This is a genomic window from Xanthomonas sp. NCPPB 2933, from assembly GCF_056725225.1.
On the sequence record NZ_CM161518.1, the window covers coordinates 4,329,918 to 4,352,853 of the forward strand.

Below are 22,936 nucleotides of genomic sequence, written 5' to 3' on the forward strand. Positions count from 1 at the left end.
CCGACCACCTCCACTGGTCCTTGCCCGCCCACCGTCGCGGGACCTTACGCGGCATGGATGCCGCGTAAGAGCCTACATGGACGTACTTGCGGCGTGTCCCGCGAGGGTGGGCGGGCAAGGACCCTGCAGCCAGCCTGCAGATCAGTCGCTCACACGAGCCAACACACCGACACTACGCCATCGCGCACCACGCTTCGTTTGTCATCGCATTTGCCTAGATGGACGTACCTGCAGCAGGTCCCGCGATGCTGGGCGGGCAATGACCTTGCAGCCAGGCCAAAGATCAGTCGCTCTACACGTGCCAACACGCCGCCGCTACGCCATCGCGCACCGCGCTTCGTTTGTCGTCGCATTTGCCTCTTGCAGCGCCCGCTTTGGTCGGCTAGATTGTATTTAACGGATACAATTTGGATGGATCGATGACCGCTCGCCTGGCACTTGCCGCAGACCTTGGCTACCAACTGCAACTGGCCGCATTGGCGTCCAGCCATGCCGCGCGCCAGGAGCTGGCCGAGCTGCAACTCACCCCGGCGCGCGTCACCGCGTTGATCCATATCCGCGACCAGCCCGGCTGCGACCAGACCGAACTCGGTAACCGCCTGCTGGTCAATCGCGCCGCCGGTATGAAGATCGCCAACCTGCTGGCCGAGCAAGGCCTGATCGAACGCCTGGCCGGTCGCGACCGGCGCAGCAAGGGCCTGTATCTCACGCCATCGGGCGAACGCACGCTTGCCATGGCGCAGGCCTGCCTGGCGCGCGCGGTCGAGCGCACCTGCAGCGATCTGCAGGCCTCCGAGCGACAAACACTGCTGCGCCTGCTGTGCAAATTGAACGCCAGCGCCGCACTGGAACGGGCCGGCGTGGCAGACACCGCGCTGACCGAAGAACTCTGATCCCCGCACCATTACGACTCCAAGGAGACGCCGCTTGAACGAGCATGACGTGGTATCGGTCCGCATCGAAAACCGCATTGCCTGGGTGAAGTTTGCACGCCCCGACAAGCGCAATGCGATGAGCCCGGCGCTCAATCGCCGCATGATGGATGTGCTGGACGAGCTGGAATTCGACGACAACGTCGGCGTACTGGTGCTCGGTGGCGAAGGCACCGCCTGGTCGGCCGGCATGGACCTGAAGGAATATTTCCGCGAAACCGAAGCCCAGGGCCTGCGTGGCGTACGCCGCTCGCAGCGCGAATCCTACGGCTGGTTTCGCCGCCTGCGCTGGTACCAGAAGCCGACCATCGCCATGGTCAACGGCTGGTGCTTCGGCGGCGGTTTCGGCCCGCTGTTCGCCTGCGATCTGGCGATTGCCGCCGATGAAGCGCAGTTTGGCCTGTCTGAAATCAACTGGGGCATCCTGCCCGGCGGCGGCGTCACCAAGGTCGCGGTGGAATTGCTGTCCATGCGCGATGCGATGTGGATGACGCTGACCGGCGAAATGGTGGACGGCAAGAAAGCTGCCGAATGGCGCCTGGTCAACGAAAGCGTGCCACTGGAACGGTTGGAAACGCGTACGCGCGAAGTGGCCGAGCTGCTGCTCAAGAAAAACCCGGTCGCACTGAAATACGCAAAAGATGCAGTGCGCCGCGTCGGCACCATGACCTACGACGAAGCCGAAGACTATCTGGTGCGCATGCAGGAAGCAGCCAATTCCTTCGACAACAACGCCCGCAAGGAAGGCATCCGTCAGTTCATCGACGAAAAGAGCTACAAGCCCGGCCTGGGCGAATACGACCTCACTAAAAACAGCGCCTGAGTAACGCCTACGGCGCCTGGCGCGATGCGTGCACAACACGCATCGCTGGCGCTGCCAGTGGTTTTTCGCACCGAGGAGGCAGTATGGAAGCCTTGTCCGCAACCCTGCGCGGGATTGCCGCGCGTGGGCCGTTGGGTCTGTTCATCGATGGTCAGTGGCGCGCCAGCACCGGCGATCGCCATGTCGATGTGATCGCGCCGCACACCGAAGAGCGCCTGCTGCGTTACACCGAACCCTCCTCTGCCGATACCGATGCGGCAGTCGCTGCTGCGCGTGCCGCGTTCGACACCGGCCCCTGGCCACAGCTGTCGCCGCCCGAACGTGGCGTGGTGCTCAAGCGCATTGCCGAACACCTGCGTGCACGCATGCCGGAACTGGCCGAGGCCTGGACCGGCCAGGTCGGCGCCACCATCGGCTTCAGCCGCCGCGCCTCGCAGCAAGCGCCCGGCCTGTTCGATTACTACGGCGACCTGATCGCCACCCATCCGTTCGTGGAGCCGCGTACACGCGCCAACGGTGGCCGCGTGCATGTCGTGCAGGAACCGGTCGGCGTGGTCGCGGCGATCACGCCATGGAACGCCCCATTGGTGCTGCTCTGCTACAAGGTCGCCGCCGCATTAGCCGCCGGTTGCACGGTGGTGGCCAAGCCCTCCCCGGAAACACCGATCGATGCCTACATCCTGGCTGAATGCATCAGCGCCGCCGGTGTCCCCGATGGCGTGTTCAATCTGTTGCCGGCCGGTCGCGAGGTCGGCGAACAACTGATCGGTCATCCGCAGGTGGACAAGGTGAGCTTTACCGGTTCCACCCAGGCGGGCCGAGCGATCGGCATTGCCTGCGCGCAGCGGTTGGCACGGTGCGGGCTGGAGCTGGGCGGCAAATCCGCAGCGATCGTGCTCGACGATGCCGATCTGGCCAAGGTGCTGCCCAGCCTGGTGCCCTACTCCATGCCGATCACCGGCCAGGTGTGCTTCGCGCTCACTCGCGTGCTGGTGCCGGCGCAGCGGCGCGAAGAGATCCTGCAGGCCTATTGCGCGGCATTGAGTGCGCTCAAGCTCGGCGACCCGTTCGCCGCCGATACCGGCATGGGCCCGTTGGCGCTTGGCCGCCAGCTCGAGCGCGTGCAGTCCTACATCGCGCAAGGCAGCGCCGAGGGTGCGCGCCTGGTCATGGGTGGCGGTCGTCCGGCGCACTTGCCGCGCGGTTTCTTTATCGAGCCAACGGTATTTGCCGAAGTGACACCGGACATGACAATCGCTCGCGAAGAGATCTTCGGCCCGGTGGTCAGCTTTATCGATTATCACGACGACGCCGACCTGATCGCCAAGGTCAATGCCAGTGACTTCGGTCTGCACGGCACGGTCTACAGCGAAGATCCCGAGCGCGCGTATCGCATCGCACGCCGTGTGCGCAGCGGCAGCCATTGCATCAATGGCATGTGGGTGGATATCGAGATGCCATTCGGTGGGTTCAAGAATTCCGGTATCGGCCGCGAAGGCGGTATCGAAGGCCTGCACGCATTTCTTGAAACCAGGACCATTTATCTCAGTTAGAGCGTCCATCGACACAACGACGCGTCCGCTACATAAACGCTCGCTACGTTCTGTTGGCCACCTCTGTCAGCCACGTTCAACCTTCAGCTCTCAGCAGTCGCACTCACGCCAGTCACTCCCCAACTCCGCACTCCGGAAGACCGCGCCATGACCATGCCGACCGACTCGATCGCTTTTCACGCCCGTCTTGCGCCACACACGCTCGCCGCACGCGACCTGTTGCTCGGCGTGCAATGGACCTACGCCGAACTCGATGCGTTGATCGGCTGCTTCGCCGCGTTGCTGCAAGCGCGCGGCTGTGCGGATGGCGAACGCGTCGCGGTGCTGGCACGCAATTCGGTCTGGCAGGTAGCGCTGCATTTTGCCTGCGGGCGGGTCGGCGCGATCTACGTGCCGCTCAACTGGCGATTGAGTGCGGCAGAGCTGGATGCCTTGTTACAGCGTGCCGAGCCGAGGCTTTTTTTAGGCGATGACGTCGCCGCCGGGCGCGCCGATGTCGTGCCGCTGATCGACTTCATCGAAGAGGCCAACGCACGCGAACCCGCCGACACCGCGCCGATTCCGCCCGATCGCGTCAGCCTGATCCTGTTCACCTCCGGCACCTCCGGCCAGCCCAAAGGCGTGATGCTGAGCGAGCAGAATCTGCAGCAGGTGGCGCACAACTTCGGCGTCACCACCCGCGTGGATGCGACCAGCAGCTTTCTGTGCGAGGCGCCGATGTTCCATATCATCGGTCTGGTCACCAATGTGCGCCCGGTATTGGCCGTCGGCGGCTCGATCCAGGTGTCCAGCGGCTTCGAACCAAAACGTACCCTGGGCTGGCTGAGCGATCAATCGCTGGGAATCACGCATTACGTCGGCGTGCCGCAGATGATGCAGGCCTTCCGCAGCCAGCCCGGTTTCGATGCGGCCTCGTTGCGTCACCTGACCGCGCTGGTCAGCGGCGGCGCGCCACATGCCAGCGAGGATCTGCTCGGCTGGTTGGATGACGGCATCCCGATGGTGTGCGGTTTCGGCATGAGCGAGGCCGGTACGGTATTCGGTATGTCGGTGGACTGCGCGGTGATCCGCAACAAGCTCGGCGCGGTCGGCATTTCGACACCGGCGGTGCAGACGCGCGTGGTCGATGGCGATGGCAACGACTGCCCGGCCGGTGTCCCCGGCGAGCTGTTGCTGCGCGGGCCAAATCTCAGCCCCGGCTATTGGCGCGACCCGCAGGCAAGCGCCGAGGCGCTCGATGAGCACGGCTGGTTCCGCAGCGGCGACATCGTGCAGCGCGATGCAGATGGTTTTTTCTGGGTCGTCGACCGCAAGAAAGACATGTTCATTTCCGGCGGCGAGAACGTCTATCCGGCAGAAATCGAAGCCGTGCTCGCCGAGCATCCGCAAGTGCGCGAATGCGCGGTGGTGGGCATCGCCGACCAGCAGTGGGGCGAAGTCGGTTACCTGGCAATCGTGCCCACCGATGAGGCACCGGATCTAGACCAGATCCGCGCCTATCTGGTCGAACGCCTGGCCAAGTACAAGGTGCCCAAACACCTGCGCGTCGTCGAGACGCTGCCACGCACCGCGACCGGCAAATTGCAGAAGGGGCGTTTGAAAGAGGCATTGGCGAATGAGGCGTGACATGCGTTGGGCGCGTGCTGCGCCCAGCCATCTTCAAGCCATCAATTCAGCGGCCGGATGCGGACGACTTGGCCGCGCACAACAAAACGGGCAGCCTGGGCTACCCGTTGTTCGCTTGAATCAGACCCACAGCGCAGTAATCGACAGCACGCATCAAGCCCTTACCACGGCACTTTCAGTCGATTACGCAGACGCGTCCAGCAGCATATCGTCTTCGCCGATCTGCTCATCCACCCACACCGCACCCTGCTCGGCCATCACCCCCAACTGGTGCTCCAGCTCGCGCATCAACAAGCGCACGCCGGGTTTATGGATCGCTGCGCCATCGCGGTAGATCACTCCGCCTGCGCGCGCCTGCGAGGGCTGCTGCAGCTGGAACGCGCGCAGCTCGCCACGTGCGATATCGCCGGCCACCATCATGCTCGGCATCACCGCAATGCTGTCGGTGCCGAGCAAAATCTCGCGGGTGAAACTGGCCGAGCTGGAACGCAACTGATCGCGCGTGGCCAGGCCGTGTTCGCGCATCACCTGGGCCACGTCGCGCTCCACATGCTGGCTCAACGTCGGCAGCACCTGTCGATAGGCCGCGGCTTCAGCAATGCGCACCGGGCCGTTGGCAAACAAGGGGTGATCGCTGCGCGCGACCAAGGCGATCGGATCCTGGTACAGCACCTTGCGGATCAGCGCATCGTAACGAGCCAGCGGATACAGCCGACCCACGACCAGGTCGATCTCGTTGCCGGCCAGCTTGGGCAGCAACTCGTCGGTGCGGCCGTGCAGCAGGCGCACCCGCAACGTTGGCTCGGCGCGGTACAACGCGGCCAGCACGGCCGGCAATAATCCGCTTGCCGCCACCGGCAATGCGCCCACGGTGATGGTGAGCGCATCGTCCTGCAGCAGACCCTCGAAGGTATCTTGCGCACGCCGTAGCTGGCCAAGAACGACATGCGCGGTCTGTACCAGCACCTCGCCCATCGCGTTGGGGCGCACACCGCGCGAATGGCGCTCGAACAACGGCGCGCCGACGATCTCTTCGATCTCCTGCAGGGCGCGCGTTAATGCGGGCTGGGTGACGTTCAATACGCGTGAGGCGCGCAACAGGCTTTTTTGCCGGTCCAGCGCCTCGATGACACGTAGATGCCGGACCTTGATGCGGTGTTCGAAGAACACAGAGGACATGGTCATGGGGAGGACCTTACGTTTGGGAAGTCGGGTGAAGCCGCGCTGCGGCACAGGGCCGACGCGTGCAGATCAGCGTGCATCGGGCACACGCCGCGTCTGCATGAAGTCTTCGAAAGATTCGCCGCGCATGATGGCGTAAACCTGCAGATTGGTCATACGCACCACGCGTGCAAATTTCTCGATCACAAAAAAATTGGCGCCATACTGCACCAGGCCGAGCCAGTCGCGCGCACGGATCAGCGCTTTTTCCTGTTCGGTGAGCTCGGCTTCCTGCATCAGCGTTTCGGCATCCTGCAAAAAACGATCGCGCCAAGGGGCGCGGATCATGTGCCAGAAAAAACGATTGATGCGCAGCGCGCGGTTGCTGGTGCGCAGATCGAACACATAGGTGCCGCCAATCTGCTCCATGCCCTGTACTTGCGGATTCATCGTCAGGTCCTCATGCCGCGTTCGCGGTGTGTGCGAGCAACTCTGCCGAGCGCAGCGCGCCGGCGGCTTCTTCGCCAGGCTCGTACAGCACCACGGTCATCGCAGTGGTGGTCATCAGGTAGTAGTTCTGATGCAGCTTGCGGATCGGCCCGTCCAGAGCACCACGCATCGCCAGCCACATGATCTGCTCCACGCTCTCGGCACCGCCCAGGCGCACGTAATCGGTGTGGGTCAACTCGGTCAGCGTTTCCGGCGCATGCTGGAAGCGATCCAGAAATTCCATGTCCCACTCGGTGTTGTTGAAGCCGGTGCGTTCGCCATGGATCTGATGCGAGAGCCCGCCGGTGCCCACCACCACCACCTTGAGATCTTCCGGATAGGATTCGATCGCGCGGCGCACGGCCTGGCCCAGGCGGTAGCAGCGGCGCGCGGTCGGCAGCGGGTACTGCAGCACGTTGATGGCGATCGGCACCACCGTGCCCGGCCAGTCCGGCACGTGCGGCCACAGCAGTGGCAATGGCGCCGCGCAGCCGTGGTCGATCGGCTTGTCCTGGAACACGGTCAGGTCGAATTCGTCGTTGACCAGACATTCGGCGATATGCGCCTGCAGCTGCACATCGCCGCGGATCGGCGGCAGATTGCGCAGCCCCGCGCCTTCGTCGGCGACCGGAAAGCGCTCGCCGATGCCCAGTGCGAAGGTCGGGTACAGATCGAAGAAGAAGGTCGTGCAATGGTCGTTGTAGAAGAACACCAGCACGTCGGCCTGTTGTTCGGCCAACCAGGCGGCCACCGGTGTGTAACCGTCGAACAGCGGCTTCCAGAGCGGATCCTGCTGCTTGCCCTTGTCGTAGGCCACCCCGATGGTGGGAACGTGCGAGGTTCCGATGCCGCCGATGATGCTTGCCATGTTGCACTCCTGCGACGCGGGCCGGCCGCTTTTGGGGCCAAACGCGCGTCATTGGTTGAGTCGGGATCAGCGACGCAATGGATCCCAAAGAAGGAAGGACAACGACTCCGGACCGCCAAAACGGTATCCTTGGGATCCAAATTGCCATCAAGCGTTCTCATCCGCAAGGTTTTTATACAAGTAATTGCAAGTTTCCCCGCTCGAAGGAACGTGCGCTGCGGTACGGCGCGAGAGAATGGAGCCAATGGCGAACAACCACCGATTGCAAGCGGTCCAGCAACTACGCGAATTGATCCTGTGCGGCACCTTTGCCCCGGGCGAACGCATCACCGAAGCGGCCTTGGCCGAGCGTCTGGCCATTTCCCGCACCCCCATCCGGCAGGCACTGCCGGCGCTGTGCCAGGAGGGCCTGCTGGTACAGACGGGCAACCGCGGTTATGCGGTGCGGCGTTTCAGCCAGCAGGAGAGCCTGGACGCGCTGGCGGTCCGGGCGTTGATGGAAGGTATGGCCGCACGCGCCGTGGCCGAACAAGGCGCCTCTGCCGACCTGCTCGCCGCCCTGCATGCCTGCCTGGACGAGGGTGACCGCATCCTGGCAAAGCGCACCCTGGATGCCAGCGACGAGCTGGCCTACGGCGACATGAACGCGCGGTTCCACCGCATGATCGTGATGGCGGCCGACAAACCGATCCTGATTGAGACGGTGGACCGCTGCACGCTGGTACCGTTTGTCAGCCCCACCAACGTGGTGTTCGGGCAACGCTCGCCGACGCTGGCCTACGACGATCTGTTCTACGGCCACCGCCAACATGGCGCGATTGTCACCGCCATTGAGCAACGCGACGGCGCGCGCGCCGAACTGTTGTTCCGCGAGCATGCCAACACGCAGCGGCACAGCATGGGGATGTAACTCTGCGGCTTGGTTGCGTTTTCAGCGCAGCCAAACCGCGAAGCCAGCCGACGTCAACACTCACGCGCGTCTGCTCCCTTGCGTTGCGCAAGCGCGCAGTGCGACTCACGTCACTCCCGCGCTGCACGTCACGTGCATGCCGACTTTGCGCCCGCATGCACGCCGTTGGGCCGCACTACAACGAATGCACGTACATCAGGTTCACGCTGTTACCGGCGACCGAATTCTCCACGTCCAGCGGGATGTAAAGGTTGAGGTTGAACAGGTTCTTTGCATCCACGCGCCATGAGAGCCCGGGCCCCAGATACAGCTGCATGCGCTTGCTGTCCGCCACGCGCGTGCCATTGGTCCGGTTGTCTTTGAGCTGCTGCAGGAAATAGCCGTTCACACCCACGCGCAGTTGCTCGCTCACTTTCACCGAGCTGGCAAAGTTGACCCAGACCGCGTCGCCGGCCTGGCCATTGCGAAACCGAAAGCCCGGGATCGGCGGCACGCCACCGGCACGGTCGGTGCGGAAATTGTAGAGATAGTTGATGCGCGCACTGATTTCCCAGTTATCGGTGGGCTGCACCGTGAATGCCCAGTGCGGTGCGATCGACCAAAAGCCGGTGCCCTGGTTGATGGCAGTATCGCGATCGAACTTGCCGACCGGTGCGAACAGATCCAGCGCAAAGCGCTGAAAGAAGAACACACGCCCGTCCCGCATGACCGGCGGCATCTGCAGCGCCGGACCGAACGAAATATCGCCCATTCCAAATCCATTGCTGCTCAATCGCACCGGGCTGTCGGCTGCGAACGAGGTGTCGTAGTTCACCAGCGGGATGATGGTGTTGAAACTCAGCGAACCGCGCCCCAGCGAATACGGCGTCACATAGATCAACTGGGTCAGTAAGGCGCTGACCCCGACCTGCGGGTCGCGAAACGCAGGCGAGTTATCCCCGCGCGCATTCTTGATCGTGTTCAAGTCGTAGTAACGCAGGTATTCCAGCACCGTCCAGCCCGGCGTGGTGGAGCCGAAGCCATCCATGAAACTGGTGCCGCCCAGGTTGATGCCCTGCGGCATGGCCACTGTGTCGGGCGCTGCCTGCGCGAGGACGACCGCCGGTGCCAGCGTGCCAAGCAAGAGGGCCAGCCTGCCCGCATGCTGGCGGCGCGACCGGGACGATGAAGGACGACGACCAACAGACAAGCGTGCGCGTTCCACTAGGCGATTCTCCGATAAGGATGGGCGATTGAGGCAACGCGACAGGGGGGGAGGAGCAGTGGTGCGATGCCACCCGGGTTCGCCGGGGCAACGTTGAACAGCGGTGGTGGGTGTCTAGTGCGCTTCCACGCGCACCAGCAATGCGCCGAGGCGTTGTTTGAACAGCCAGTGGTCGTCCTGGCGCACCAGCACATCGTCGAACGTGCCAATCAATGCCGGCGCCTGTGCGGTCCACGGCGGCGGCGCGGTGGCCTGTGGTGCGCTGTACAGCACCACGTAGCTGTGTGCATGGGCCAATGCGTCTGAGTGCACGCTGACCAGGGTATTGAGCATGAGATGGCAGGTACTACGCGGCGCCCGTGCACGGAATGCCTCGCGGATCGCCTCGCGCCCATGCACGGGCGCGTCTGGTGCGCTAGGCCTTGCAAAGACGCCATCTGCGGTGAACAACGCAGCCAGTGCGTCATGTTCATGGCGATCGTTGTGCAAGGCGAACCGGCGGATCAGCTGTTCGCAAGCAACGATGATCGAAGCGTCTGGGGACACGCGGTGGCCTCACTGACAATGGGTGATACGAGAAAAAGTGGCGGGCGACGCTGACGTCAGCCAACGTGCATTCGCGAGCCGATGGGTGTGACGCCGCACGGGGAGACGGTGGTCATGCAGCCAGCCAATCGCGCAGCGCGGCACTGACCGCAGCAGGCGCTTCCACCGGCGTCATATGCCCGCTGTGCTCGAACACCACCAGCTGCGCGTGCGGGATCTGCCGCGCCATGTCCTGATGACGTTCCAGCGGACTCCAGCTGTCTTGCCGGCCAACGCCAAGCAGCGTCGGGCAATGCACCTGCGCCAGCACGGGCGCGGCATCGGGCCGATGCAGTAGCGCGGTCACCTGGGCGGCATAGCTCTGCGGGGTCTGCCGCATGACCATGGCGACCAGTGCCTGCATCAGTTCGGCGTCGTCGTGGCGGTCGGGGTGCAGCATCGGCGGCAACCACTGGCGGGCCAGCGCCTGCATGCCGTCGCGGCGCGCCAGCTCCACGAGCGCACCACGCTGCGCATGCTCCTGCGCGTGCGCCGGATGCACGCCGGTGTCCAGCAGCGCCAGGCGCTGCACGCGCTCCGGCGCCTGCCGCACGATCTCCAGCGCCACCCGGCCGCCCATCGAATGACCGGCCAGCGCAAACTGGTCAGGCGCCGCGGCCAATGCCTGTGCAGCCATCTGCTGCACGCTTTCGATGCCCGGGAAATCGAGCACGCGCACCTCGGCGATGTCCGCCAGCGCCGCACGTTGCGCGTCCCAGATGCTGGCGTCACACAGCAGCCCGCTCAGCAGGAGCAGCGGCGGGGTGAGTCGTGCGGAAACGGCGGAGGTCATGGCCCGACTGTAGCCAGCCCGGGCGCGTCCGTCGTATGGAAACTGCGGCCTTCGCTATTAACGCTGGAACATAGCGGCCAGCAGACCGTCAGCGCGGTGCGCTCACGCGTTGCCGGACGCGCGTTTCCACAACAGGTCCACCAACGGCGGGAGCTTGCCCGCCGCCCCCAGCACCGCGCCACGCAGCAGGGTCAGATGCATCTCGTCGTTGGAGAACACCGTGTTGATCGCGTCGAAGCCGTACGCGGCAACGGTGTTTTCGCTGCGCCGCGTGCGTGCCCAGCGCTGCAGGCGATGTGGTGCGGCCCAGTCGGCGCGCTTTGCAAGCGCGTTGCGCACCTCATCGCGCAACGCCGCCACATCGCGCAGGCCCAGGTTGACGCCCTGCCCGGCCAGCGGATGCACCACGTGTGCGGCGTCGCCCAAGGTCAGCACGCGGCCGCTGACGTATTGCTCCACCAACTGCCGCTGCAGCGGAAATGCCGCGCGCGCAGACACCACCCGCACGTCGCCCAGTCGCGCGGCAAAGGCCTGGGTCAACTCGCGCGAGAAGTCGGCATCGTCGAGTGCCAACACGCGCTCGGCTTCGGCATCCGGCAAGGTCCACACGATCGAACTGCGGCCATCGGCGAACGGCAGAAATGCCAGCGGGCCGGTGGGCAAAAAGCGCTGCCAGGCGGTGGAGTGATGCGGCTCATCGGTCTCCACGAACGCCACCACGCCTCGCTGTGCATAGGCATGCCGCGCCACCGGCAGGCCGGTCAACTCGCGCAACGTGGATGCCGCGCCATCGGCAGCAATCGCAATCGCCGCCTCCAGCCGGCTGCCGTCATCCAGGCGCAGGCGCACGCTGCTTGCGTCCTGCTCCAGCTCGGTCACGCGCGCCGGGCAATGCACTGCGATGCCTGCGGCATGCACGGCGGCCCACAGGCGATCGACCAGCAACGCGTGTTCGACGATCCAGCCAAGTTGTTCGCGGCCCAGCGTGTCGGCATCGAAGCTCAATTCGCCGCCACCGCCTGCGTCCCAGACCCGCATGCGCCGGTACGGCTGCACACGTGCGGCGCGCACGGCCTTCCACACGCCCAGGCTCTCCAGCAGAGCGGCATTGTCAGCGGCAAAGGCGTACACGCGCAGATCGGGTTGCTCTGCGCGCCACCGCGCAGGCTCACGGCCTTCGACTAGAACGACGCTCAAGCCCGCATCGGCCAGGGCCAGCGCGCAGGCGGCACCGACCACGCCACCGCCGACGATCAACGCATCGCGCATGCCACGGCGGCTCATGCGATCCCCCGGCACAACTGCGGCACATCGCCACGGAAGCCCATTGCCCCGCCGACCAGCATCGATTGCAGCGGTGCCGCCTGCGAGGTGGCCAGCAGCCCGAGACTGCGCAACAGCTGCAGCAACGGCGCCGGATTGCCGGTGAGTCGTGCCAATCCGCTGGAAAACCCGATGGTCTGTTCGCGGTCCACGCGCCGACGCGCCAGATACTCGTTCAACAGCGCGCCGGCACCGGCATCGCTGCGATCGTGTTCGATCAATTCGGCCAGCGTCAGCGCATCGCGCAAGCCGAGGTTGAAGCCTTGTGCGCCGATCGGGTGCAGCGTCTGCGCCGCATTGCCGATCAGCACCACGCGCTCGGCCACCAGGTTGGTCGCCAGCACCTGCACCAACGGATACGCGCTGCGCTCGCCGCTGGCGACAAAACGCCCGGCGCGCCAGCCGGCTGCGCGCTGCAGGCGGGCCAGCCAGCCTGCCTCGTCGAGCGCAGCCACCGCCTCGGCGTCGGCACGCGCCACGCAATGAATAGCACCGTAATGTCGGTCGCCGCGCGGCAGTAATGCGGTTGGCCCGTGCTCGCCGAAGCGTTCCCACGCGGTGCCATCCGGTGGTCGAGAGGCACGCACCCGCGCCACGAACAGGGTCTGGAAAAAGTCGTGCGCGTCGCTGCCGATATGCAGCAGCTCGCGCACTGCGCTGTCGCGGCCATCGGCGCCGACCACCAGCCTGGCCCGCACAAGCTGCTCGCCTTCATCGGTGGACAGGCGCAGTGCGCGCAGGCCGTCCTGCACCGGTTCGACCCCGATGCAACGCGCCGGGCGATAACGGCGTAGATGGGTCAATTCGTCCAGGCGTGCCTGCAAGGCGTCACCGAAGTCGCGCGCCACCACCACTTGGCCGAAGCTGTCGCGCCCGTAGTCGGCGGCGTCCAGCTGCACCCGGCCAAAGTCGCCGGCGCGGCTGACATGGATGCGCCGGATCGGCCCCGGCGGGCTGCGCAGCTTGGCCATCACCCCAAGTACGCCGAGCGCGTTGACGGTGGCGGCGGCAAAACTGAGGTTACGTTGGTCGAACACCGCTGGCGGAGTGCCGGCCGGGGTGGCTTCCACCAGCCCGACATCCAGGCCGATGCGGTCCAGCGCGATCGCCAGGCTGGAGCCGACCAGGCCGCCGCCAACGATCAGAACGTCATGTAGGTGTGTCATCCCCACATGATAAGCCTTCGCCCATGGCCTGTTGGCGTGATCGGGTGGGACAGCTTGACGCGCCAGGCGCGCGTGGCGCGGCAGGTTCCACGCTACACTCCCGGGCCTGTGATCCGGCTCCTTTCGCGCATGACTCCTCGCTCGCACGACACCCTGATTTTGAGCCTGCTCGCCATTGCGATGGCGGCCACGCGGATCAACCACTTCGCGCCGGTCCCGGACGCGTCCTGGGCGGTGTTCTTCATTGGCGGATTCCATCTGGCCGCGCGTAGCAAACTGGCGTTCCCGCTGCTGATGCTGCTGGCGGTGGCGGTGGACTGGCTGGTGATCACCAACCAGGGCCTGAGCTTCTGGCAGCACTACTGCGTGTCGCCCGCTTACTGGTGCCTGATCCCGGCGTATTTCGCGCTGTGGGCCGGTGGCGTTTGGCTGCGCCGGCATTACCATGGCGCCGAGTGGAGCGCGCTGGGCAGGCTGGTGCCTGCATTGCTGATCGCCGTGGCGCTGTGCCAGCTGATCGCCCAGGGCAGCTTCTACTGGATCAGCGCCAGCGTGGCCGAGCCGACCGTCGCCGGCTGGTTCAAGAACTACACCGACTGGCTGGGTCCTTACCTGCGCAGCGCCGCGCTCTACGTTGTGGCGGCCGCAGTGATCCAGGTCGCCGCCGAGCGCCTGACCAGCGCGCACGGCCAGACCCAGGCCGGCTGAGATGGGCAACCGGCTCTCACGCATCTATACGCGCACCGGCGACGACGGCAGCACCGGCCTGGGCGACGGCAGCCGCACCGGCAAGGACGCGCTGCGCGTCACTGCCTACGGCACCGTAGACGAAGCCAATTCGGCCATCGGCGTATTGCTGGCCGCCCCGGGCGTGCCGGAGCCGATCGCCGCGCTGCTGACGACCATCCAGCACCAACTGTTCGATCTGGGTGGCGAGCTGTGCATCCCCGGGCACGCAGCGATCGACGCCGCCGATATCGAGGCGCTGGAGCGTCAGCTCGACCACTTCAACGACACGCTTCCCCCGCTGCAGGAATTCATCCTGCCGGCCGGTGGCGAAGCGGCCGCACGCTGCCATCTGGCCCGCACCATCGTGCGCCGGGCCGAGCGCGAGACCATCGCGCTGTCGCGTCAGGAGGAAGTGCGCAGCGAGGCGATCGGCTATTTGAACCGCCTGTCCGACCTGCTGTTCGTACTCGCCCGCGTGCTGGCGCGTGCCGATGGCCAGCAGGAAGTGCTTTGGCGGCACGACCGCCGGCGCGGCTGACATGCACATGGCACGGCGGACAGGCTAGATTTGCCCCATGTTGGTCTTTACCCATCCCGCCTGCCTCGGCCACGACGCCGGCCCCGAGCATCCCGAGCGCCCCGCCCGTCTGGAAGCGGTGGTCGATGCCCTGCGCGACGCCTTCCCGGATCTGGACTGGCGCGAGGCGCCGCTGGCCAAGCTCGGCGACCTGTGCCGGGTGCACGAGCGCGAACAGGTCGATGCGGTGCTGGAAACCGCCTTCGAAGGCCATCACCGGCTCGATGTGGACACCGTGATGTCGCCCGGCTCGCGCGCGGCCGCCTTGCGCGCGGCAGGTGCCGGCATCGCGGCCGTGGACGCGGTCATGCACGACCTCACCCGCACCGCGTTCTGCGCGGTCCGCCCGCCCGGCCACCACGCCACCGGGCAGGTGTCGATGGGTTTTTGCCTGTTCAACAACATCGCCCTGGCCGCCGCCCACGCGCGCGACCGACATGGGCTGGAACGCATCACCATCGTGGATTTCGACGTCCACCACGGCAACGGCACGCAGGCGATCTTCGAGCGCGATCCGACCGTGCAATACCTCAGCACCCACCAGTCCGGGCTGTATCCGCACTCGGGCAGCGTCTATGAACGCGGCCTCGGCAACATCCACAACCTGCTGCTGCCACCGGGCAGCGACGGGTTGCGCTTCCGCAACGTGTGGGAAGACGAGATGCTGCCGCTGATCGACGCCTTCCGCCCGCAACTGATCCTGATCTCTGCCGGCTTCGATGCGCATCTGCGCGATCCGCTTGCCGATCTGATGCTCGACGCCGACGATTTTGCCTGGCTGACCCGTGCCTTGCGCACCCTGGCCGAACGGCATGCGCGCGGCCGCGTCGTCTCCATGCTGGAGGGCGGCTACGACCTGCAAGCCTTGCGCGAGAGCAGCGTGGCGCACGTGGCCGCACTGCGTTGAACCCCAACGGCGCGTTGGTCGCGCCACCCATTGCGATGAACCTCGCCCTCCCGATGCTGGGGCTTTTCATTGCCCCCATGCGGGGTATACGGCAAGCTAGTCGCCATTTTACTGGTTGAACCCACGCGTGCGCCGAGTCCTTCGCCTGCTGCCCCTGCCTTTGAGCATTGCCATCTGCCTCCCGGCCATGGCTGCCGACAAGCCGCTGAACTGGGGATTGTGCCCTGCCGTGGACCCGCTTCCCGGCTTCGACGGCGCCCCGGCCGCCGATGCCAAGGCCGCCGAGATGCGCCAACAGCTGCCCACCGATATCGAAGGCGATCAGCTGTCCGGCACCAGCACCACCCCGCAATACCAGGGCAACGTGGCGCTCAAGCGCGGCGACCAGTTCCTGGGTGCGGACAACCTGCGCATGGACACCGAAACCGGCAATTACATCGCCGAAGGCAACGTGCGCTATCAGGACACCTCCTTCCGCATGGTCGCCGACCGCGCCGAAGGCAATCAGGACACCGACGCCCACAAGGTCAGCAACATCCAGTACCAGTTGGTGGATCGCCGCGGTAATGGCGCGGCGGAATCGGTGGACCTGCAGGGCCAGGTCGGGCAGATGCACCGCTCGACCTATACCACCTGCGATCCCTCGCAGCCGATCTGGCGCGTGCGCGCGCCGGAGATCGACGTCGACAACGAAGAAGGCTTCGGTACCGCGCGCAACGCCGTGCTGCAGATCGGCAAGGTGCCGGTGCTGTACTTCCCGTGGTTCAAGTTTCCGATCGACGACCGCCGCATGACCGGCCTGCTGTTCCCGCAGTTCGGCCTGTCCGGCCGCAACGGGTTCGATTACCTGCAGCCGATCTACCTCAACTTGGCGCCGAATTACGACGCCACGCTGCTGCCGCGCTACATGAGCAAGCGCGGTTTCATGTTCGGTACCGAATTCCGTTATCTGTACGAGGGCGGCCGCGGCGAGATCACCGGCAACTATCTGCCCAACGACAAATTGCGCGACAAGGACCGTGGCAGCGTCTTCTACAGCGGCTATCACAACGTCAACAAGTACTGGCAGGCGCGCAGCAGCATTGCCTGGGTCAGCGACACGCGCTATGTGGAGGACTTCACCAGCCGCATCAATGGCATGGGCTCGGCTTCCAGTGTGCAAAGCACCGTGGGCATCTACGGTACCGGCGAGACCTGGACCGCGGGCCTGATGGCAGACCGCTGGCAGCTGACCGACTACACGCTTGATGAGCAGTCACTGCCCTATAACCGGCAACCGCGTGCGTATTTCACCTGGGAGAAGCCGTTCGGCATTTTCGAAGCTGGCGTATATGCCGAAGCGGTGCGCTTTACCCACGACGACTCTTATTTGGTCAGGCCTCCGACCGACGGAAACACCAACGGCGATGACGGGGACGATTACGTCCGCACCAATATCCGCAACAAGGAATACGGCAGCGGCTCACGCCTGGACATCAAGCCTTACATCTCGATGCCTTTGTCAGGTGCGGCGTGGTTCCTGACGCCGACCGTGGCCTGGCGCTATACCACGTACCAGTTGGATTCGACGCTGGCCAACACGGCGCCGCTGACCGGCGATCGCTCGCCCTCACGCAGCCTCCCGATCGCCTCGGTGGATGCCGGTCTGTATTTCGACCGCGAGACCTCGCTGTTCGGCACCAACTATCTCAATACGTTGGAGCCGCGCATGTATTACCTGTACGTGCCCTACCGCGACCAGGACGACCTGCCGGTCTTCGATACGCGTCCGTTTACTTTCAGCTACGGGCAACTGTTCCGCGATTCGCGCTACACCGGCGCCGACCGCCAGAACGATGCCAACCAGTTGACCTTGGCGGTGACCTCGCGCTGGCTGCGCCAGGACGATGGTCGCGAAAAGTTGTCATTGAGTGCAGGCCAGATTCTGTACTTCAACGATTCGCTGGTCACCATCAACAACAGCACCAACTCGGCGGCCGGTAGCGAGCAGACCATCGAACAGGGCAAGTCCGCCTGGGTGGCCGATGCCAACTACATGATCAACGATCGCTGGTCGATGGGCGCCACCTATCAGTGGAACCCCAACTCGCGCAAGGAAGATCTGGCCAGCCTGCGCACGCGTTATCTGCTCAACAACGACGGCGTCATCAACCTGGCGTATCGCTACCGGCGCAACCTGATCGACGAAAGCGATCAGCTCAAGCAGGCTGATTTCTCGTTTCTGTATCCGATCAATCCCACCTGGAGCGCTGTCGGTCGTTATTACTACTCGCTGCTGGACCGCAAGCCGCTGGAAATCATCGGTGGCGTGCAGTGGGACAGCTGCTGTCTGGCCGTGCGTGGGCTGGTGCGCCGGTTCGTGCGCAACCGCAATGGCGAGATGGACAACTCCATCCAGGTGGAGTTCGTGCTGAAGGGCTTGAGCTCGTTCGGGCAGAACACGGACCGCACTTTGCGCCGTGCTATTCTCGGCTATTACCGCGACGACCTGTACTTGGTCCCGCCCAGCAACACCACGACTAATCCGGACGATTACGATCCGAACTTGATTCCATGACCAAGCCTTTCTCTGTGTTACTTGCCTCGCTGCTGGTGATCACCAGCACGGTTTCGCCGCTGGCCTCGGCACAGCAATCCCAGCCACTGGATCGCATCGCTGCCATTGTGGACGAAGATGTGGTGCTGCAGAGCGAGCTCGATCGCGCTGTACGCAACGTCAAGTCGCAATACGCCGGCCGCGATAATCAGCTGCCGCCGGACGATGTCCTGCAGCGTCAGGTGCTCGAGCGTCTGGTGCTGGTCAAGTTGCAGGTCGGCCGCGCCGACAGCACCGGCATTCGCGTCAGCGACGAGGAGCTCAACCGGGCGATCGCCAGCATTGCGCAGCAGAACGGCACCACGGTGGATGGCTTGCGCCAGAAGCTGGCCGCCGATGGCATGGGCTATGGTGACTTCCGTGCCTCGGTGCGCGACGAAATCATCGTGCAGCGCCTGCGCCAGAGCTTTGCGCAGAGCCGTATCAGCGTGAGCGAAGGTGAAGTGGATACCGCGTTGGCCCAACAGGCCACCACCGGTAGCCAATATCACCTGGCGCACATCCTGGTCGGCCTGCCGGAAGGCGCCAACGCCGAACAGATCGCCACCGGTCAGAAAAAGGTCGATGGCGTGAAGGCATTGATCGATAAGGGTGAGCTGGATTTCTCGGCCGCTGCGGTGCGTTATTCGGACAGCCCGAATGCACTGGAAGGCGGCGACCTGGGCTGGCGCAGCCTGGACGAAATTCCCAACGCGTTCGCTCAGCTGATCCGCGACATGCAGCCTGGCCAGGTGGCCGGACCGCTGCGCGGCCCGAGCGGCTTTCAGCTGCTCAAGCTGGTGGAAATGCGCGACGCCAATGCCGGTGGCGAAAAGAAACTGGTCACTGAGTACAACGCACGCCACATCCTGGTGCGTATCGGCGACAACCAGACCGAGGCGCAGGCCAAGGCCAAGATCGATACGCTGCGTGCACGCATCACCGGTGGCGCCGACTTCCAGGCCACGGCGAAGGAGTCTTCCGAAGACACCAACAGTCGTGGTCAGGGTGGCGATCTGGGCTGGTTCCCGGCCGACGCGTTCGGCCCGGATTTCGGCAAGCAGGTCGAAGGCCTGGCAGACGGCGCAGTGTCCGAGCCGTTCCGCACTCAGGCGGGCTGGCATATCGTGCAGCGCGTCGGTAGCCGCCAGACCGATGTCAGTGCCGAGAGCCAGCGTGCGCAGATCCGTGAAACGATCGGCCGTCGCAAGCTGGAAGAAGAGTACAACCGCTACCTGCAGGAACTGCGCGGCGAAGCGTATGTGAGCTTCCGCACCGGCGACCGTGCCGATGGCGACGCCACTGCCGCTCCGGCCAAGCCGGCAGACCCTGCGGCGCCTGCCGCACCAACGCCGCCGCCGGCACAGCCGACGCGCTGATTCGATGCTCCCGTCGCTCGCGCTGGTGCCAGGCGAGCCGGCCGGGATCGGGCCGGAACTCTGTGTCCGGCTCGCCCAGCGGCCGCGCTCCGATGCGCACCTGATCGCCTACGCCGATCCCGATACCCTGCACAGCGCCGCAAAGGCGCTGTGTTTGTCTATGCGCCTGCTCGATCCGGATCAACCTGCGCGTGCACCCGGCGATCTGCCGTTGCATCCGATCCGCCAGACCGTGGCAACCCGCTTTGGCACACCCGACCCTGCCAACGCGGCGGCGGTCATCGCCGGCCTGCGTGGCGCGGCCGGCGACTGCCTGTCCGGCAAGTTGCAGGGAATTGTCACCGGCCCGGTGCACAAGGCAGTGATCAATGCCGGCGGCATCCCTTATTCCGGCACCACTGAATTGCTGGCCGAACAGGCCGGTTGCCCGGTGGTGATGATGCTGGCCAATGCGATCGTGCGTGTGGCGCTGGTGACAACCCATCTGCCGCTGCGCGCAGTGGCCGACGCGATCACCGCCGACACCGTTGCACGCTGCCTGCGTATCACTGCGGCGGCATTGCAGCGCGACTTCGGTCTGGAACACCCGCGTATCGCCGTGCTCGGCCTCAATCCGCATGCCGGCGAAGACGGGCATCTGGGCCGCGAGGAACTGGACATCATCATCCCGGTGCTGGAGCAGCTGCGCGGCGAAGGCTTGCAGCTGATCGGCCCACTACCGGCCGACACCGCATTTTTGCCGCAGAAGCTCACCGGTTTCGATGCGGTGGTGGCGATGTATCACGACCAGGGCCTGCCGGTGCTCAAGTACAGCGGCTTCGAGCAGGCGGTGAATATCACGCTCGGCCTGCCCTACCCGCGCGTGGCGGTCGATCATGGCACCGCGCTGGAGCTGGCCGGGCGCGGGATTGCCGACCCGTCCAGCCTGATGGCGGCAACCGCCTTGTGCGCGCGATTGGCCGCACGCGGCTGAGCGATGCCTGATCGCGTGCGCATTTGCGCGCCGATCGTCCTTTAGATTCGTCAGGCAGTCAGAAACGACACCGCTTGCATGCACTGGCTCCGTTAAACTGCGCACATGAATCATTCCTTCAGCGCTCCGGCCAAGAAGTCGCTTGGCCAGCACTTTCTTGCCGACCGGTATTACATCGACCGCATCGTGCAGGCAGTGGCCCCGCGCGCCGGCCAGCATCTGGTCGAAATCGGCCCTGGCCAGGGTGCGATCACCTTCCCGCTGCTGCGCAAGCACGGCGCGTTGACCGTGATCGAGTTCGACCGCGACCTGATCGCGCCATTGACCGACGCCGCCGCACCGATCGGCGCGTTGAGCATCATCCATCGCGATGTGTTGAGCGTGGATTTCACCGCGCTGGCCAATGGCACGCCGATCCGGCTGGTCGGCAACCTGCCCTACAACATTTCCTCGCCAATCCTGTTCCATGCGCTGGACCATGCAGGCGCCGTGGCCGACATGCACTTCATGCTGCAAAAGGAAGTGGTCGACCGCATGGCCGCCGGCCCCGGCAGCAAGGTCTATGGCCGGCTGAGCGTGATGCTGCAGGCGTACTGCGAGGTCACCGCGTTGTTCGTGGTGCCGCCCGGGGCGTTCCGGCCGCCGCCCAAGGTGGACTCGGCGGTGGTGCGGCTGGTGCCGCGCGACCCGGCCACGGTGCTGATCAAGGACCGCCGGCGCTTTGCCGACGTGGTGCGCGCCGGCTTCGGGCAGCGCCGCAAGACCTTGCGCAATGCCCTGTCCGAGGTCTGCGAGCCGGCGCATTTCGAGGCCGCGCAGGTGCGCCCGGATGCACGCGCCGAACAACTCGAGGTCGCGGATTTCATCCGTCTGGCCAATGTCGAGCTGGCTTGAGCGCCCCTCCCACATCGTTTTCCTTAGACTTTCCCCATGCAAGATGATCCGCGCTATCGGGTCGAGGTCGAGGTATCGCCCCGCTTCCTCGCTCATCAATCGACCCCGGAAGAAGGCCGCTATGCCTTCGCCTACAGCATCCGCATCCAGAACGCGGGCGCGCTGCCCGCGCGCCTGATCGCGCGCCATTGGCAGATCACCGACGCCAACGGACGCACCGAGCAGGTGGATGGCGAAGGCGTGGTCGGCGAGCAGCCATGGCTACGCCCGGGTGAGGCCTTCAACTACACCTCCGGCGTGCTGCTGGAAACCGAGCAGGGACAGATGCAAGGTCACTACGACATGGTGGCCGACGATGGCACCGAATTCACCGCCCCGATCGCCGCCTTCGTGCTGAGCGTACCCAGGACGCTGCACTGATGGATGTTGCAATGAGGGAGCGCACGCGATGAGCGTCTGGGCAATTGGCGACCTGCAGGGTTGCTACGACATCACCCAGCGCCTGCTGGAAAAAATCAATTTCGATCCCGCCCAGGACACGCTGTGGTTCTGCGGCGATCTGGTCAACCGCGGTGGTCAATCGCTGGAAACGCTGCGGCTGGTGCATTCGCTGCGCGCGCACAGTGTGGTGGTGCTGGGCAACCACGATCTCTCGCTGCTGGCGATTGGCGCGCGTTCGGAAGAAGAACAGCGCAAGGTCAATCCGGATCTGCTGCGCATCGTGCTGGCCGAAGATCGCGACGTGCTGCTCGACTGGCTGCGCATGCAGAAACTGGCGCATGTAGACCGCGCGTTGGGCTGGATGATGATCCATGCCGGGCTGGCGCCGAAGTGGACCACGCAACTGGCCGAGAAGCATGCGCGCGAGGTCGAGCAGCAATTGCAGGGCGGCGGCTATCGCAAACTGCTGCGCAACATGTACGGCGATCAGCCGGGCTGGTCGCCGGGCTTGAGCGGTTACGACCGCAGCCGCGCAATCATCAACCTGTTCACGCGCATGCGCTACTGCACCCCGCGCGGGCGCATCGCCACCGACGACAAGGGCACGCCGGGCACGCAGGCGCAGGGTCTGTATCCGTGGTTCGAAGTGCCGGGCCGGGTGGAGCGCGATCTGAAGATCGTCTGCGGGCATTGGTCCGCGCTTGGACTGACCATCACCCAGGGCGTGCACGCCATCGATACCGGTGCGGTGTGGGGCGGCAAGCTCACCGCCCTGCAGCTGGACACCGACGACCTGCGCGTAGTGCAGGTGCCGGGAATCCCGATCACGCACCCGCCGCAGGCAGCGCAGCGCGCGCGACCACCGCGTCGTCGGCAACGCCAGCGTGGTGGCGGTGGCGACACCGCGAACGCGAACGCAAGTTCCACCACTGCTCCCAACACGCCCCCGCCCGCCGCAGACTGATAAGCGGGATTGGTCGGCGTGCTGGTTGCAGCATGCCGAGCGTTTGCTTGGCGGCAGCGTGGCG

22 protein-coding genes are annotated in these 22,936 nt (G+C 65.1%); 14 read left to right on the top strand and 8 right to left on the bottom strand.

Features of this window, described 5'->3' with window-relative positions; translation table 11 throughout:
• The first annotated feature begins 419 nt into the window (after positions 1 to 419).
• The 4 genes from AC1PLU_RS18215 (at position 420) to AC1PLU_RS18230 (ending at position 4,934) form a co-directional block, all read left to right on the top strand.
• Entirely contained in the window at positions 420 to 893 is a 474-nt protein-coding gene (locus AC1PLU_RS18215; RefSeq protein ID WP_006449019.1) for a MarR family winged helix-turn-helix transcriptional regulator, read from the top strand.
• 34 nt (positions 894 to 927) lie between these two features.
• Positions 928 to 1,755 carry a p-hydroxycinnamoyl CoA hydratase/lyase gene (locus AC1PLU_RS18220; RefSeq protein WP_006449020.1) on the top strand — a complete coding sequence of 276 codons (828 nt, stop codon included), beginning with the start codon at positions 928 to 930 and terminating at the stop codon, positions 1,753 to 1,755.
• Positions 1,756 to 1,838: 83 nt separating this feature from the next.
• Positions 1,839 to 3,308 (top strand): aldehyde dehydrogenase, encoded by a 1,470-nt coding sequence (locus tag AC1PLU_RS18225; RefSeq protein ID WP_481106916.1) that lies wholly within the window; start codon positions 1,839 to 1,841, stop codon positions 3,306 to 3,308.
• A 147-nt stretch (positions 3,309 to 3,455) separates the two neighbouring features.
• Positions 3,456 to 4,934 carry an AMP-binding protein gene (locus AC1PLU_RS18230; protein ID WP_481106917.1) on the top strand — a complete coding sequence of 493 codons (1,479 nt, stop codon included), beginning with the start codon at positions 3,456 to 3,458 and terminating at the stop codon, positions 4,932 to 4,934.
• A gap of 183 nt (positions 4,935 to 5,117) precedes the next feature.
• Here AC1PLU_RS18230 and AC1PLU_RS18235 read toward each other — a convergent pair whose 3' ends face one another.
• The 3 genes from AC1PLU_RS18235 to AC1PLU_RS18245 all read right to left on the bottom strand — a co-directional run bounded on the left by AC1PLU_RS18235 (position 5,118) and on the right by AC1PLU_RS18245 (position 7,452).
• Entirely contained in the window at positions 5,118 to 6,119 is a 1,002-nt protein-coding gene (locus AC1PLU_RS18235) for a LysR substrate-binding domain-containing protein (protein ID WP_043888995.1), read from the bottom strand.
• Between the two features lie 66 nt (positions 6,120 to 6,185).
• Positions 6,186 to 6,545 (bottom strand): protocatechuate 4,5-dioxygenase alpha chain, encoded by a 360-nt coding sequence (locus AC1PLU_RS18240; protein WP_023902950.1) that lies wholly within the window; start codon positions 6,543 to 6,545, stop codon positions 6,186 to 6,188.
• Between the two features lie 10 nt (positions 6,546 to 6,555).
• A complete protein-coding gene (locus tag AC1PLU_RS18245; protein ID WP_128416603.1) occupies positions 6,556 to 7,452 on the bottom strand; it encodes a gallate dioxygenase in 897 nt (298 codons plus the stop codon).
• A 235-nt stretch (positions 7,453 to 7,687) separates the two neighbouring features.
• On the opposite strand from AC1PLU_RS18245, the gene AC1PLU_RS18250 reads away from it, so the two are divergent.
• Complete coding sequence (locus tag AC1PLU_RS18250) at positions 7,688 to 8,362, top strand: GntR family transcriptional regulator (protein WP_023902948.1); 675 nt, start codon at positions 7,688 to 7,690, stop codon at positions 8,360 to 8,362.
• 175 nt (positions 8,363 to 8,537) lie between these two features.
• Here AC1PLU_RS18250 and AC1PLU_RS18255 read toward each other — a convergent pair whose 3' ends face one another.
• From AC1PLU_RS18255 to ubiH, 5 genes are all read right to left on the bottom strand, one after another.
• Positions 8,538 to 9,566 (bottom strand): SphA family protein, encoded by a 1,029-nt coding sequence (locus AC1PLU_RS18255; protein ID WP_481106918.1) that lies wholly within the window; start codon positions 9,564 to 9,566, stop codon positions 8,538 to 8,540.
• Positions 9,567 to 9,680: 114 nt separating this feature from the next.
• Complete coding sequence (locus AC1PLU_RS18260) at positions 9,681 to 10,112, bottom strand: nuclear transport factor 2 family protein (RefSeq protein ID WP_023902946.1); 432 nt, start codon at positions 10,110 to 10,112, stop codon at positions 9,681 to 9,683.
• Positions 10,113 to 10,224: 112 nt separating this feature from the next.
• The gene (locus AC1PLU_RS18265; RefSeq protein WP_481106919.1) at positions 10,225 to 10,944 is read right to left on the bottom strand and encodes an alpha/beta fold hydrolase; all 720 of its coding nucleotides are present in this window, start codon (positions 10,942 to 10,944) and stop codon (positions 10,225 to 10,227) included.
• A 102-nt stretch (positions 10,945 to 11,046) separates the two neighbouring features.
• Positions 11,047 to 12,228, bottom strand: a complete 1,182-nt coding sequence (locus tag AC1PLU_RS18270) for a UbiH/UbiF family hydroxylase (protein WP_255086864.1) — start codon at positions 12,226 to 12,228, stop codon at positions 11,047 to 11,049.
• Positions 12,225 to 13,433 (bottom strand): 2-octaprenyl-6-methoxyphenyl hydroxylase, encoded by a 1,209-nt coding sequence (ubiH, locus tag AC1PLU_RS18275; protein WP_255086863.1) that lies wholly within the window; start codon positions 13,431 to 13,433, stop codon positions 12,225 to 12,227. The genes AC1PLU_RS18270 and ubiH overlap by 4 nt, the downstream gene beginning before the upstream one ends.
• A 129-nt stretch (positions 13,434 to 13,562) precedes the next feature.
• Here ubiH and AC1PLU_RS18280 point away from each other — a divergent pair, with 129 nt between their 5' ends.
• The 9 genes from AC1PLU_RS18280 (at position 13,563) to AC1PLU_RS18320 (ending at position 22,872) form a co-directional block, all read left to right on the top strand.
• Positions 13,563 to 14,141: a hypothetical protein gene (locus AC1PLU_RS18280; protein WP_255086861.1), complete on the top strand. Its 579-nt coding sequence runs from the start codon at positions 13,563 to 13,565 to the stop codon at positions 14,139 to 14,141.
• Between the two features lies 1 nt (position 14,142).
• Positions 14,143 to 14,700: a cob(I)yrinic acid a,c-diamide adenosyltransferase gene (locus tag AC1PLU_RS18285; RefSeq protein ID WP_255086860.1), complete on the top strand. Its 558-nt coding sequence runs from the start codon at positions 14,143 to 14,145 to the stop codon at positions 14,698 to 14,700.
• 37 nt (positions 14,701 to 14,737) lie between these two features.
• Positions 14,738 to 15,646, top strand: coding sequence for a histone deacetylase family protein (locus AC1PLU_RS18290; protein WP_023902941.1), 909 nt, complete (start codon positions 14,738 to 14,740; stop codon positions 15,644 to 15,646).
• Positions 15,647 to 15,773: 127 nt separating this feature from the next.
• Positions 15,774 to 18,203: an LPS-assembly protein LptD gene (gene lptD, locus AC1PLU_RS18295; RefSeq protein ID WP_481093474.1), complete on the top strand. Its 2,430-nt coding sequence runs from the start codon at positions 15,774 to 15,776 to the stop codon at positions 18,201 to 18,203.
• Positions 18,200 to 19,600 carry a peptidylprolyl isomerase gene (locus AC1PLU_RS18300; RefSeq protein WP_176339584.1) on the top strand — a complete coding sequence of 467 codons (1,401 nt, stop codon included), beginning with the start codon at positions 18,200 to 18,202 and terminating at the stop codon, positions 19,598 to 19,600. The genes lptD and AC1PLU_RS18300 overlap by 4 nt, the downstream gene beginning before the upstream one ends.
• 4 nt (positions 19,601 to 19,604) lie before the next feature.
• Positions 19,605 to 20,573: a 4-hydroxythreonine-4-phosphate dehydrogenase PdxA gene (pdxA, locus tag AC1PLU_RS18305; protein WP_481106920.1), complete on the top strand. Its 969-nt coding sequence runs from the start codon at positions 19,605 to 19,607 to the stop codon at positions 20,571 to 20,573.
• Between the two features lie 105 nt (positions 20,574 to 20,678).
• Positions 20,679 to 21,467, top strand: a complete 789-nt coding sequence (rsmA, locus tag AC1PLU_RS18310; RefSeq protein WP_006451489.1) for a 16S rRNA (adenine(1518)-N(6)/adenine(1519)-N(6))-dimethyltransferase RsmA — start codon at positions 20,679 to 20,681, stop codon at positions 21,465 to 21,467.
• Between the two features lie 36 nt (positions 21,468 to 21,503).
• Complete coding sequence (gene apaG / locus AC1PLU_RS18315) at positions 21,504 to 21,887, top strand: Co2+/Mg2+ efflux protein ApaG (RefSeq protein ID WP_104550670.1); 384 nt, start codon at positions 21,504 to 21,506, stop codon at positions 21,885 to 21,887.
• A 28-nt stretch (positions 21,888 to 21,915) separates the two neighbouring features.
• Entirely contained in the window at positions 21,916 to 22,872 is a 957-nt protein-coding gene (locus AC1PLU_RS18320) for a symmetrical bis(5'-nucleosyl)-tetraphosphatase (protein WP_481106921.1), read from the top strand.
• The last annotated feature ends 64 nt before the right edge of the window (positions 22,873 to 22,936 follow it).

What these genes read in the sequence shown, in the direction of transcription:
- AC1PLU_RS18215 (WP_006449019.1), top strand. Translation starts at nt 420, where the DNA reads ATGACCGCTCGCCTGGCACTTGCCGCAGACCTTGGCTACCAACTGCAA.
- AC1PLU_RS18225 (WP_481106916.1), top strand. Translation starts at nt 1,839, where the DNA reads ATGGAAGCCTTGTCCGCAACCCTGCGCGGGATTGCCGCGCGTGGGCCG.
- AC1PLU_RS18230 (WP_481106917.1), top strand. Translation starts at nt 3,456, where the DNA reads ATGACCATGCCGACCGACTCGATCGCTTTTCACGCCCGTCTTGCGCCA.
- AC1PLU_RS18235 (WP_043888995.1), bottom strand. Translation starts at nt 6,119, where the DNA reads ATGACCATGTCCTCTGTGTTCTTCGAACACCGCATCAAGGTCCGGCAT.
- AC1PLU_RS18240 (WP_023902950.1), bottom strand. Translation starts at nt 6,545, where the DNA reads ATGAATCCGCAAGTACAGGGCATGGAGCAGATTGGCGGCACCTATGTG.
- AC1PLU_RS18245 (WP_128416603.1), bottom strand. Translation starts at nt 7,452, where the DNA reads ATGGCAAGCATCATCGGCGGCATCGGAACCTCGCACGTTCCCACCATC.
- AC1PLU_RS18250 (WP_023902948.1), top strand. Translation starts at nt 7,688, where the DNA reads ATGGAGCCAATGGCGAACAACCACCGATTGCAAGCGGTCCAGCAACTA.
- AC1PLU_RS18265 (WP_481106919.1), bottom strand. Translation starts at nt 10,944, where the DNA reads ATGACCTCCGCCGTTTCCGCACGACTCACCCCGCCGCTGCTCCTGCTG.
- AC1PLU_RS18270 (WP_255086864.1), bottom strand. Translation starts at nt 12,228, where the DNA reads ATGAGCCGCCGTGGCATGCGCGATGCGTTGATCGTCGGCGGTGGCGTG.
- ubiH (WP_255086863.1), bottom strand. Translation starts at nt 13,433, where the DNA reads ATGACACACCTACATGACGTTCTGATCGTTGGCGGCGGCCTGGTCGGC.
- AC1PLU_RS18280 (WP_255086861.1), top strand. Translation starts at nt 13,563, where the DNA reads ATGACTCCTCGCTCGCACGACACCCTGATTTTGAGCCTGCTCGCCATT.
- AC1PLU_RS18285 (WP_255086860.1), top strand. Translation starts at nt 14,143, where the DNA reads ATGGGCAACCGGCTCTCACGCATCTATACGCGCACCGGCGACGACGGC.
- AC1PLU_RS18290 (WP_023902941.1), top strand. Translation starts at nt 14,738, where the DNA reads ATGTTGGTCTTTACCCATCCCGCCTGCCTCGGCCACGACGCCGGCCCC.
- AC1PLU_RS18300 (WP_176339584.1), top strand. Translation starts at nt 18,200, where the DNA reads ATGACCAAGCCTTTCTCTGTGTTACTTGCCTCGCTGCTGGTGATCACC.
- pdxA (WP_481106920.1), top strand. Translation starts at nt 19,605, where the DNA reads ATGCTCCCGTCGCTCGCGCTGGTGCCAGGCGAGCCGGCCGGGATCGGG.
- rsmA (WP_006451489.1), top strand. Translation starts at nt 20,679, where the DNA reads ATGAATCATTCCTTCAGCGCTCCGGCCAAGAAGTCGCTTGGCCAGCAC.
- apaG (WP_104550670.1), top strand. Translation starts at nt 21,504, where the DNA reads ATGCAAGATGATCCGCGCTATCGGGTCGAGGTCGAGGTATCGCCCCGC.
- AC1PLU_RS18320 (WP_481106921.1), top strand. Translation starts at nt 21,916, where the DNA reads ATGAGCGTCTGGGCAATTGGCGACCTGCAGGGTTGCTACGACATCACC.